At 40.8% G+C, this 12,125-nt stretch carries 12 protein-coding genes; 5 read left to right on the forward strand and 7 right to left on the reverse strand.

All coding sequences use genetic code 11. The features are described 5' to 3' along the window. Nucleotide 1 precedes the first annotated feature (1 nt). Genes R7F07_RS18160 through R7F07_RS18170 form a run of 3 tightly spaced genes read right to left on the reverse strand, consistent with a single transcriptional unit; the run spans nt 2 to nt 2,764 of the window. Nucleotides 2-1,123, reverse strand: coding sequence for a hypothetical protein (locus tag R7F07_RS18160; protein WP_025634156.1), 1,122 nt, complete (start codon nt 1,121-1,123; stop codon nt 2-4). Then, entirely contained in the window at nt 1,113-2,138 is a 1,026-nt protein-coding gene (locus tag R7F07_RS18165) for a hypothetical protein (RefSeq protein WP_025634155.1), read from the reverse strand. The genes R7F07_RS18160 and R7F07_RS18165 overlap by 11 nt, the downstream gene beginning before the upstream one ends. After that, nucleotides 2,135-2,764, reverse strand: coding sequence for a hypothetical protein (locus tag R7F07_RS18170; protein ID WP_025634154.1), 630 nt, complete (start codon nt 2,762-2,764; stop codon nt 2,135-2,137). The genes R7F07_RS18165 and R7F07_RS18170 overlap by 4 nt, the downstream gene beginning before the upstream one ends. A 72-nt stretch (nt 2,765-2,836) precedes the next feature. On the opposite strand from R7F07_RS18170, the gene R7F07_RS18175 reads away from it, so the two are divergent. Continuing rightward, complete coding sequence (locus tag R7F07_RS18175) at nt 2,837-3,343, forward strand: hypothetical protein (protein WP_025634152.1); 507 nt, start codon at nt 2,837-2,839, stop codon at nt 3,341-3,343. 90 nt (nt 3,344-3,433) lie between these two features. Here the strand turns inward: R7F07_RS18175 and R7F07_RS18180 are convergent, their stop codons facing one another. From R7F07_RS18180 to R7F07_RS18195, 4 genes are read right to left on the reverse strand one after another with little or no spacing between them, the layout of a single operon-like run. Beyond that, nucleotides 3,434-4,741, reverse strand: a complete 1,308-nt coding sequence (locus R7F07_RS18180) for a hypothetical protein (RefSeq protein ID WP_025634150.1) — start codon at nt 4,739-4,741, stop codon at nt 3,434-3,436. Nucleotides 4,742-4,743: 2 nt separating this feature from the next. After that, on the reverse strand, nt 4,744-6,063 hold the full coding sequence (locus R7F07_RS18185; protein WP_025634149.1) for a toprim domain-containing protein: 1,320 nt from the start codon (nt 6,061-6,063) through the stop codon (nt 4,744-4,746). A gap of 1 nt (nt 6,064) precedes the next feature. Further along, nucleotides 6,065-6,856: a hypothetical protein gene (locus R7F07_RS18190; RefSeq protein WP_025634147.1), complete on the reverse strand. Its 792-nt coding sequence runs from the start codon at nt 6,854-6,856 to the stop codon at nt 6,065-6,067. After that, a complete protein-coding gene (locus tag R7F07_RS18195; protein WP_025634146.1) occupies nt 6,849-7,367 on the reverse strand; it encodes a hypothetical protein in 519 nt (172 codons plus the stop codon). Before R7F07_RS18195 ends, R7F07_RS18190 begins: the two co-directional genes overlap by 8 nt. Nucleotides 7,368-7,442: 75 nt before the next feature. Here R7F07_RS18195 and R7F07_RS18200 point away from each other — a divergent pair, with 75 nt between their 5' ends. From R7F07_RS18200 to R7F07_RS18215, 4 genes are read left to right on the forward strand one after another with little or no spacing between them, the layout of a single operon-like run. Beyond that, nucleotides 7,443-7,766 carry a hypothetical protein gene (locus R7F07_RS18200; RefSeq protein ID WP_025634145.1) on the forward strand — a complete coding sequence of 108 codons (324 nt, stop codon included), beginning with the start codon at nt 7,443-7,445 and terminating at the stop codon, nt 7,764-7,766. 11 nt (nt 7,767-7,777) lie between these two features. Then, on the forward strand, nt 7,778-8,926 hold the full coding sequence (locus R7F07_RS18205; protein WP_025634143.1) for a hypothetical protein: 1,149 nt from the start codon (nt 7,778-7,780) through the stop codon (nt 8,924-8,926). A 2-nt stretch (nt 8,927-8,928) separates the two neighbouring features. Continuing rightward, entirely contained in the window at nt 8,929-9,549 is a 621-nt protein-coding gene (locus tag R7F07_RS18210; RefSeq protein ID WP_025634142.1) for a hypothetical protein, read from the forward strand. A gap of 8 nt (nt 9,550-9,557) precedes the next feature. Continuing rightward, complete coding sequence (locus R7F07_RS18215) at nt 9,558-12,119, forward strand: DotA/TraY family protein (protein WP_025634141.1); 2,562 nt, start codon at nt 9,558-9,560, stop codon at nt 12,117-12,119. Nucleotides 12,120-12,125: the final 6 nt, after the last annotated feature.

Here is a 12,125-nt window from a genome sequence, read left to right on the forward strand (position 1 = left end):
GTTAACCTCTTCCTAACCCAAGCATGTTGATGGTTGTGTTAATTGTATTTGTAATGTTTTCAACAGTTTTGTGCATGTTTTCCGCAGCTTTCTGGACAATCTTGCTAGTCTGCATACCTACTTCCTGAACGTTTTCTCCAGAAAGTAATTTAGTTGCAGTTTCAAGTGATTTTTTACATTGGGATAGCTTGTCTTGGCCTACGGCTTTGCCTAGTTGGTCAATCGCATTAGGACCAAGGTTGTCCAATCCCTTTTGAACTTTTGAAACACTTTTATTTAGGTCACTAGCTATCTTCTCGAAGTTTTTCTCAGCTTTTTTAAGTGTTGAAGCTGGTGCTCCTTCTGCAATCAGTCCTTTTAGGTCCAGGTAGGACTGTTGAAGATCTCTTGACCTATCAATGACACTGTTGATTTGTTTCAACCCTGGCTGTTCTCCTTTTAATTTGTTGTAGGAGTTTGTTAAGAAAGAAGGCCCACCTTGAGCTTTGGAGCCGTTATGGTTGAGGTTAAATAGGCCATAAGAGTTCCTATTTGTATTTATGTTTTGGTTGTACTGGTCGACCTTCTTGTTTTCTTTATTTTGTACACTATCCTGCTCCCTTCCGTTTTCCTTACTTGGTGGGGTAGTTTTTTTTCTATTATTTGGTTTCTCTTCATCCTGTTTAGGAACGTTTTCATTCTCAACATTACGTTCAATAGTTGCTGGTTGGTCTGGGGATGCAGTTTTTTGTTCTGGGGGTTCTTCTTTTGTTTTTATATGCTTTTCCTCAGCAGGTTCAGTATGCTTCAATACATGCTCTTCAGTTGAAGGTGATCCTTTTCCTACGGAGTGCTCAATAGCTGAATTTTTTAAGCTCGCAGCTACATTTGTAATACCACCAGCATCGATACCAGTACTTTCAATGTTAACGGTAGGTGAAAATGAATACCGTTTTATTGGTGTGTCAGGTGTTATTTCTGATATTGGAGTGAAGTTGATAGTTTCTGGTAAATTGGGAGCTACAGAAGAGGTGCTTAAGCTCTGTCCTTGGCTTGCGAATTCAAAGTCAGGTGTTTCAAGCCTAATAGACTCTAGCGGGATGCTGTTAATAAGGTCTGTTATTGAGTGTTTGTTATAGTCCATTTTCTGCTAACTCCGCTAAAATTTGAGTCTTAAGAGCAAGGTTGGCTTCTCTTGTAAGTAGTGATTCGTAGTAGGCCAAAAGGTATCTTGCTAATCGTGCTGATTGAATTGCATCCATCCGAGCAACACTTTCGCTGGTCGGCCTAGGAGACAGCCCATTAACTGTCTCTACAGGCATTCCTAAGGATTTCATATCGCTAAGCTCTTCCGTTCTGCCTTGCCATATATCTGACTGAATAGAGTTCATATCGCTCAATTGGGAGCGTTTTATATAACTCGATTTCATAGTGGCAATCGCTAAGTCACTTCGAAGGTATCTATTCAGTTTTCTAGTTAATCTGAGTTCATCGTCAGAACCTTTCATGTCTTTTGGGTGAGGGATCGTAGATTGATTTTGAGTTGTTAATAGACCAACTAACTGATCCATAGCTAAACGGTCTTCGTGCGATAACTCACTCAATACTGCTTGCCCAAAGGTGTCATTTAGAAGGATTGTGTATTCTTCGTGAAGGTTAGGTGCGCCAATAGGAGCTCTATGAGATATGCTGGACTTAAGGTTATCAAAGGTTTCTTCGGCTAGTTTTCCAGGAAGTACCTTCTCCCCCTCAATTACTAGTGAACTAGTTAGGCCATCATCATCAAAGAATAGACAGCCTTGTTCATCAAAATTAGCTACATACGCCCTCTCAACAAATTCACAAAGGCCTGGTGTAACTTCCATCTTTGATTGCATTAGCAAATTGTGCGTTTCAGAGTGACTACCTGATACAGTAGCTGTATGGAAAGCTTTGAGGTTGTCGTCGTTTTGGAATGATTTAATCGCGTTATTGATCTCGTTTGCCATTTCTTGAGACTTAGTCAGCGCTCTTTCAGCTGCTGTCATACCATCAGTGGCTGTTTGACTAGCTTTTTGACCTGTTTTGGCTGGATCTACAATCGTCCAAGCTAAGAATGCATGGCTTGTGTACGGAATGAATGCAACTATAGCCACCCCAATTGTAAAGAATTTCTTCATCTTTCCACCCCAATAGAAATGTCTAATGCTGGGTTAACCACTATTTCGTTATCTGGAATTAGATTGTGCTTGTAGGTTGTCTGGTTGATTATCTGGTTTTCAACACGATTACTTAGCATTGATTGCGTGTTAGGTACGGCCAAACCTGACGAAGGTTCGAAGAGATAGTCTGTTCTATCTAATAACAACGGAATCTGATGGGCATTCGGTGAATTGCTGCTACGATGGTGTTCAACAGATCGCTTAATAACACTATGTAGTTCATTCAGCTGTGCAACCCTTAGCCATGTCTTAAAGTTTTCACTAGGTTCGCTTTTATCAAGACGAATACCGTGCATCTCTATTATGGATAGAAGGGACTGTTGCTTTGGCTTGCTCCAATCAATTTCATGGGGGAGTTCGAGCGATGTTATATCCCCATCTTCATCAATAGAAACAATAGGCAGCTGGCAGTCAAACGTAGATGTTCCGTTAAGAGCATTAGCAGCCATGTAAGACGAAAGCATCAACTCATTCGTGTTCCAGTTAACTGCAAATTGAAGGTGTTGCTTTTCATTGATAGTTAGACCTAATGACCTACTAATTGAATCAAAAACATGGTCTTGTAGGCTATCTTCTAACCTCATGTTTGCCTCGTTGCGCGGGGGGTAATAGTTGTATAATATAAGACATTCATCAATTAAAAACAATGGTGTCAAATGGGTGACTATGAGGGAAATGCAGCCTGGATTGCTGCAGTTAGTGGGCGAGCAGACATAGAGCTATACTCTATCTTCAGCCTAGAAATTAAAGAAGTGTCGGAAGGTAGAATAGGACTTTCAAGGAGTATGTCTTCTATGATTGCTTATTCTATTGATTCAAAACACAACCACTATTTAGGTTGGCCACTAGGTGAAGTTTGGGATGCTGTAAAGAAAATTGAGTTTACCGGGTTCAAAGTAGAACCAACACCACTCTCTTTATCAAGTAGTCACGAATTGCAATTGCATTATGAAGTCGAAACGGAGGTGATTGTTTCTGAACGATCTCGCAGAGGGGTTCATAACATGACAAAGAGTGAGAATCGTCAACTTCATATGTGCCTACCTGTTACAGCAAGCGTTGGTAACAAGTTAGAATCTGCCTCTCTAATTACTCTAGTGCCATATGACGGTAATCATGAGTCTGACGATGCGGATGCAATAGTAGTAACTCCCATAGATTAGACTTTTATTATATTGAATAAAAATTTGGCCCAAGATGGGCCAAATAAAGTTTCAGGGTTTGGGATGATCTCTAAAGTTATTATCTAGTTACTAACTTTCCTTTCGTTTTAGTAGATCGAAAATTGTTCTATCACTTCTCATAACTCCGCGAATATAACCCCTTTCACTTGCTGGAGTGTCTTCGTCTCCCCAAACTAGGTAGGGAGTTCCACCTGCGAACATTAAATCGCCCAAAATCTTGAATTCCCTCATTTTAGTTTCACAACTCTTCGAAATGTTACTTGGAAAGTTTCTTAAGCTCTTAGTAGAAAAGAGTTCATTGTATGCGGCTTTATTATCATCAGAGCAGTATCCATTAAGCACTAACTCACCAAAGCTATTAAGGGGCTCTTGGTGAGTACGATATATATACTGATCGACTGTAAAGTTATTCTCGAATGGGTAATCAATAATCCGTTTTCTAGGATAAGGCATGTAACGTACCTTTACACCCTCAGCATTTAAAGAAGGAATTAGAGTATGTAGCTGTTTACATACTGGACAACTAAAATCGGTAGCAACTGTCAAAGTTCCCTTATAAGGGACATCTGCATCATTTTCATAAACAATAAAGCTATCATCATCTATTGCTGGAAGAAGCATCGGAGCGTATGTAGGTCCTAACTTTTGACGCATATGAGGCTCGATGTTCTTTAATTCATCCATGATTGTGTTAGATGTTTTTTCGGAGCTTACGCTTGGAATAGATGACTGAGTTACGGGTTGTTGTTTGCTAGAATCAGAACTTTCTTGATGCTCAAGCTGTTCTTGTTTCGCTTCCATGGCCAACTTTCTTTTGATTAACGCCTGAACTCCTGGAGATTTACGTAAAATCTCGTTTATCTTTTCTTCATGAGAGCTGTTTAAGTTGGTGTTATGTTCAGAAGGTTCAGCTGGAATTGGTTGAGGCTTGGGCTTGGTGTCGCTCAATTTGACTGAAGCTTTATGACTGCTATCTGTGAAAGCAACTATTGCCTTCTCTTTGGTGATTATTGACTGTATCTCATCCTTATGTGCGCCGAATATACGACCAAGGATGTTATCGCCATTGGACAGATCAATCATTTTCCCCTTAATTGCAAAGTTAACATCGCTATCAACAATGAATGTCCCTTTGTTTGTGAAGGCGGCATAAAGGTTAGTGTCTTCCATGATTTTAATTATTTTGTATGTGGTTACACTCATTTTTTCTTCAACGAGTTGTTCAATTGGCAAAGTACTCGAGCCACTTACATAAACCTCACTTGTTGGATTACTCTTTATAGGTGCTTTATCAGTTTTATACTCAGCAAAAGCGTAGAAACTGGCTAAGGCCATTAATGATAGTGCTAAACCTTTCTTTTTATGGAATTTGATCATGATTACCTACTCATCGTTAAATTATCAAACAAGGTGTTGGCCATGTTGTTAGTGATAGTTAGTTCCGTCCCATCTACTTTATGGTTTACTCGTTGGGTGATTGGATTTTGACGCATCTCTATATGTTCTAAGAGAGAAGGGAAAAGACGCTTAGTGATAGAAAACTGAAACTTTAGAGCTTCTTTGTTCAGTTGTGAGTTAATGTAAAAAGCTGAGCTAAGGGAACTACAAAGAGTTGGGCTGGTAGAAGGCTTATATAGGCCAAGTTCATTTAAGCTTTGTAAGATCTGGATATCTGGGGAGCTGCGTTTTAAACCAGGCTGAACTAGTTCTTCAGTTGACAAAATAGGTCCACCAGCATCAGCTAGATACGTCTTTTTATCGCTCAAGCCCAAAGCACTTTTTGTAAATTCAGTTACCATTTCTACTTCTGAATGTTTGCTGTACACGGAACGATGATCAACGACATAAATAGCTGAGTGGGCTTGGTTTCTTTCTGTTAATGCCGCAAATCTTTCCATGTCTATAGCTACACAAAGCTCGCTTAGGGTATCTTCTACGGAGTTCTCTGCACTTGGATACCAATAATTCTCGGTCACACGCCCGTATGAAAGCTTTCCAGATTGATATAAGTCTTGAAGATTATTTGCGATATCACAGACAGGCGTATCGTAGTGTATTGCTACGTTCTGGTAGATGTTTAAGGTTGATGGCGGTTTCGTTGGAACTTCAACTAATTCAGACTCGGCTGACTTTAGGGAAGTGTTGTAAGTTAGGGCTTTAACGGAACTTTCATCATCTAAGAATGTAGCTACATTAAGAGTAGGTGTATCCATTAAATGGCTTGCAACCATTAACTTATGAATACTCGTTGGTCCAATACCCTGATTAATACCATAATTGGCTACTTTAAGATTTAATAGTCGTTCTGTATGTGCTTGTGCTACAACGTCTAGGTTTATTGGCCTAACCTTACTCAGTGCTGTTTTTATGCCTAAAGGTGATAACTCACTCAGATCGGCTTTCACAAGTGAACGACCATATTGATTTGCTATGGTTTGCAATTGGTAGGCGATGTACTCTCCTTGTTCGTCAGCATCTGTCATAGCGATAACATTGTCTGAGCGTTGAATTTGAGTAGACAGATACTGGTATACGTCAGAGTTCCTTGGGGACCACTTTAGAGAAGGGTCTCCGACCTTAAAATCGAAAACTCTCCCCATAGTAAATCCGCAAGTAAACTCTTCTTGAATACCTAGTGCACCTAGAGCCAAGTTAACTTGCTTCGATTTAAGGCTGCTTTCAACAAGTATTAAATTCACATTACCACCCTTTTTTCACATCCCATTTTGGTTTGGTAGATTGGTTGGTATCTCTTGATGAACTAGGAAGGTTTTGTTCAGATTGAGGGTAAACGGCTTGTCTGCTTGTACCGTTTCTACAAGGTATTAAGTTACCTTCAGAGTCAAAGAAACTGTCTAACTCTGAGCATATTGGCAAAGTTGGGTCTTTCTCAGGGTCATAAGGTTCTGGGTCTGGTTCAGTTACCTCTCCTTCATCATCCTTACAGTATGTAATTCCATTTTGTGTATAACATTCTCTGTCTCCATGATCAGGGTCTTCTATGTCTATAATGTCACCGCCACCATTCCCATCAGACGCACATTCGTACGAAACCAGTTTTCCCTTGTCGTCATAGACAGGGCAAAATTTACTTTGCATCTCAATTTGATCATCGAAGATGCCTTCCATCAAATTATCTAGGTCGAGGTCTACACTATCTGGAATCGCATCAAGTACAGGGCCAAGTGCGTCGTCAATGCCTTGCTGCCCAATATCCTGAATGGTATCGCATAGAGCTCCTTGTAAACCATCGAGGCTAAACGAAGGTAGACCTGGCAAACTAAAAGAGAAATCACACCCTTGAGTCGGGTCTATATAAGCAAATGGGTTTCCCATCTTAGGATTGCTTGTATCTACGTCACATATACCAGCTGAAGGTGCTGGCAATGAGACTTTTTGTCGACATACCCTTGCTGCTTCACTCTTAAAGGGAGTGACAGTTGCAATGACTGAAGCTAGAAGTGCAAAACGAATAATTTTATTATTATCCATCCTTAGTATTCTCCTGAATTAATCTTTTGTGAGTTGCCAGTGCCAATCGAGTTGCATCCTCACTCATATATTGCTTGTCGAATTCGATTAGAAAGTTGAAGAGGTTTAATCTTGTGTGAAGAATTTTGGCAAACTTATACCGGTTTCGGTTTTCTATACTTTGACTCGCTAGAGTTTGGTTCGCGTGGATAGAGACAATGTAATTCCATTTGTGATCGTTTTGACTAAAAGCCCCCAGCCAACCAAAAGCAGCTAAAGACGTTTTTAGCGGTAAGCACCCCAAAATTACGAGTAACCGATCGGCTTGCTCTTGCACATCCTGATTCAATGGGAAATTTGCTAATTGAGGTAGGTTTTCAGCAATGCGATTAAGTTCTCTTAATGATGGAGACTGATCCTCAACAACCCAGCTTTCTCTGGCCTCAAAGGATGAAATGCTGCTCATTACTTTTGGCTCAACCTCTTGCCAGTATTCATCTATCCATTTTTTATCGAACGTTAGTCTAATCATAGGTGACTTTTGGGTTTTGCTGATGTTGTTTTTTATTGTAATATGACATTAGTTTCGAGTCTATTAGAGGTTGAAATGAAATTCAATAACTCAATTATCGGCCCATTGGTCGACCCACAAATGCATATCTTAAGAAACCACCCTGCCTCGAATCGCGAGGTTGGACTAAACGATGCAAAGTTCGAACATATGTGTCTGCAAATTGGTGTTTCAGAATACGCATTGAATACGGATAGGGCGTTGAAGACTGGTCATTCTATTGAACATACACAAGTGCCTGAACTCGACTTCTCCGAACTATTCAACGAAGCAACTCCATCCAAACCATCAAATGATGGAAACTCACCGTCTCAACCAACTCAAGACCTATCATTTGATATTGGTGGGTTTGATTTATAGAGAGCACGCTAATGTTTAAGAAAACGTTATTAAGTTTATCCCTGGCGGTCTTATTGCCAGGGACAGCAAACGCCGTAATCTGTACAGACCCAACAGGCTTAGGTCAGATAATCAGCCAAAGTGCTCAAGATGCGATGTTATGGGCTGAAGAAAAGGGTTTAAAGATTTCTGAAATGACAATGACAGAACTAATGGAGGAATGGAAAGCATCTCAAGATACGATGCGCGAACTCGCATCAACACAGGCCATTTCTAACAGTGTTTCGGAAACTTCTAACCTTGAGCTTCAAGCAAAGATGGAACCCTCACCATTGATGTGTGATGGCATAGCAGCGGTGTCTGCACTTTATGAAGCTACAGATGACTTTTATTGCGAAGCCCAGACAAATAGCCTTGATTTTGCTGTGCAGCTTTCAGATGAAATTGATTGTGAAGGAGATAGATGTGAAACAGGGCTGCAATCATTAGCAGATGAGTCTGTATCACTTTTAGAGGGCGTTACGCATGGAGATACTGTTGAACTCGATTTATTAAATATAAAAGGTGTTTTACCCGGCATGGGTGAAGGTGGCTACTCCAAATCAACTGATGAGAAAGAGCGCACTGACACCATGCTTAAAGTACTTTTTAGCTCCGGTGAAATAAATAAAATGCCCCGCGGTGAGAATAACCAAGTTATCAATGAAAACTCGGGTGCAGATGCAAAGATGGCTTACAACCGATGGCTTAAACGTCATCTAAGAACTACAGCTGGATTTAATACAGCTCTTAGAGTTAACGGGCTCACCAACCCTCGTGATGAAAATGGGCGCCCTATTCAATCTATTCTTGAGCAAATAAAGGCTGATATTGATTTCTATAACTCTCCTGAGCAAATAAAGCTCTACGGAAATGGTGGTGACAAGTCTTGTTATTCACGCAAAGCCGCAATGGTAAATACCCAGCGTGAAATGGATGATTGGTTAAACACACCAGCTGGTCAAGCTTGCAAGGCTAATTTTACCACTGTGGAACAAGTCCAAAGAATGAACGCTCAAATTGATGCAAGGGTCCTTGCTCTGCTGGGTCATATACTGGATTCCCAGTTATCAAGCGAATTCAATTTAGGCTTACAAACTCAACTGCTAAATGAAATAGCTGGAAATGCAAGGAAATACTAATTATGGCTGTAGAGGTCACTGACGTTCTAGAGCGGTTTCTGACGCATGAATTTGTCATTTTAGTTGATGGAATAATCCTAGTAGCTCAGGGGCTGGGTTTATATCTATTTGTCCAGGGTGTCTATTTATGGCTTGCCCTCATGAGGACAAGAACGTCGTCCCCCATGGTTAGCCAAATGTATGGAAGTCCTCCCTCACCTAAATTGATAATGGCAGTTTTTATAGCTTCAGCATTTATGTGGAAATTTGGAGAAGGAATAGCTGCTTGGGGGAGTCTATTTTGGCATGGTTCAGGATTAGATTTTAGCACTCCCTATTCTGCGGCAATGTTTGATGACATAAGTCAGCGAGCTACTAACCTAGTCAATGTTTCTACCGTAGGAACGGGGATGCAAACTCGTTCTATTGCTATACGAGCTTGTTTTGCGGTCATGTCTATTTACGGAGTTATATCTTACTTCAGAGGTGTGATGGGAATAACTCTCTTAGCCAATCCACAGATGTCAGGACAAATTAAGTTTAGTCATATTGTTGTTCATATGGGGTTCGGAATTTTCCTTGTGTACATCGATTTCTTCTATCAATCACTGAGCAACACTATCACAGCTGCAACCATGAACTGAGGTCCCCTATGGCAACTTGTGCAGATTTTACTCTTACTTGTATAGAGGCTCATGTTCAGACAGGGTCGACAACAAACTTTTTAGCAATTTTATTCGGTGGTTGGGTACATCACCTTTTTGGTAATCAGAGTGTAGAAGCGACATTGACGCCTTTAATGGTCATGTTGGGGGGGCTCAATTTCTTAGCCCTACTCTATGGATCAATAAATGTCATATATAACTCTGGTCACATCATGATGAATGCTGCTGCTACAGGTCATGTCTTTGGGAAAATGTCACCATACGTTCCATTAAGAATTGCAATAGCGTTGGGGTCATTGGCGCCTATGATTCATGCTGCTGGTTCCTTTGTATCGGTAGGACAAGCTTCTGGGATGTATGTAATCGTCCATGGTGCGGGAGCAGCTGATGTATTCTGGAAAGCTGGAGTAAATGATTATGTGAATCATACTGGAGCGCAAATAGCGTCTACGAATGTAGGTGAAGTGTTCTCAGTTGGAGAAACTATGGTTTCTATGCTTTCTTGTGCTGAGTTGTTTGAAAGCTCAAATGATAGAAAATTCACTTTAAAATCGATTAATTCAAATGGGACATCTAGCATATTCCCAACCGACTCATTTCCATCATTTTCACGAATCAGCTCAATGTACCCTAATTCAAGCGGGTCTTCTTCTTCTCTTAATTATGTCGATGAGCCTATAGGAAAGAATGGGGCTGAAAATACTGGCGCTATTTTAGAATTTCGTGGAGGAGCCTGTGGTTCAATCAGGTTTGATTTCGCCCGTAAACCTACTGCTAGCTCATCAGTGGAGCAAAAGCTTGCATATTACTCGAACTACTACGGTACAGAGGCTACGTTCACTTTCATGTCAGAATTACACACGCTTGTATCGAGTATGTTATCGCGGCTGAAGAACGCAGATTTATCAAAATATGTAACGGCAATGCGAAGAAGTGATGACTCTTATTATCGTGAATATTTACTCAATGAATTAGGCTCTAAAGAGTTAGCTGAAAACCTATTCAAAGCGCACGTTGATTTAGCAATGTGTAAGTCTAAAGTTGTAGAGCGCGGTTATATGGGGGAGTTATCTCAGTCTTGGCAGGGTCAATATGAAGCAAGTCGTTGCGGTAGTTCTAAAGCGAATATCAGCATATCAGGCTCATCCTCGCTGGTCGAAGAATTAACAGAAGGGGGCTGGATGATGGCTCCTCTAGCGTTTAGCCGTATGAATGGAATGATGCAATTAGCTTCATCTGGAGTAGGTTTTTCATTAGACAATGTAATGAGTACAAATATACCGGAAAGAACCAGTTTCTGCCGTTCTGTATTCTCATGGATTCCAAGTATAAACCTTTTCGATTCATCTCTTGATGATGAAATAGATGAAGCAAACGAATGTAAGACGTATTGGCTGGCAAGCAATTTTCCAAAGTTCACTTGGGACTTAACTGAACAACTTGCAATGAGTGGAGACATAAAATCAGATTGGCCTGAGGCGCAGAAGTTGAATAACTGGTCCGCACTAATGGCCGTTCACTCGACAAATGAAAACGCAAAAGCAGCGGCGACTGGCAACGAGTCTGCAATAGTATCTGTTGCTTCCGGAATATTAAGCTCAGCTCTAAGCCTTGGTAATTATAATGGTAATCTGGCATCTGCAATAGAAACGCCAGGGATGAGCGGCATTGACTATGATGGAGCTCTATTCGACGTTACAGGGTCTACAAATGCTTTGGCGTTATTATCTACGTTAGGTGAAGCGCTTAAGAACATTTGGTACATCGTTGTATTGGCAACTGAAGGCGCAGATGTCATCAAAGGTGCCCTCGAGAGTTCTGCTTTGTCAGCTCCATTCGCTATACCTTTGGCCTTCTTCGTTAAAACAGTCGCTCCACTGGTTGTATCTAGCCTTATCGGTGCTTTTATTCTAGGTAATGTATTGCCAATGGTGCCAATAATTACATTCCTATTTGTTGTTACCGCTTTTTTCATCATTTGTGCCGAAGCTCTGGCAGGCATTGCCCTGGGCAGTGCTTTATTAGCCTCTGCTGCAGGTGAAGGGCTAATGGCTGTTCATGGTCTAAGAATGGCAGCTCTCTACGGAGCCATATTCCTGAGGCCGACTCTTCATGTAATTGGATTAATGCTTGGTTTTGCAATGTGTAACCTCAGCTTAGCTTTCCTTAATAGCGTTTGGTGGAAGTCCATTGGAGTTAACCTACCCTCCTCTTGGGATCTTTTTGATTTAGTGATGCTTACAGGAGGATATCCAATCGTTCTATTTGGTTTACTTGTTTATTGTCTAAAAGCTCCGAACTTATTTGCCAACAATTTAATGTCTTGGGTTGCTACAGATGCTATTGGTCAATTTGGTGATTCTGATCAGTACCTATCAGCAACGAATGGTACCTTCAACAAAATGTCTGATGCTTTTAATGGTTCACTTCAAAAACAACAACCTCAACAGGATCAGCAAGGCAATGGTAATAATGGCAGTGGTAATAACGGAAATGGAAACACAGGAAATGGTGAAAAGTCTGAACGACCACCAAGTGCAAGCAAATAGGACTAT

The sequence above is a fragment of the Vibrio sp. YT-16 genome (assembly GCF_033337405.1).
Lineage (GTDB): Bacteria > Pseudomonadota > Gammaproteobacteria > Enterobacterales > Vibrionaceae > Vibrio > Vibrio alginolyticus.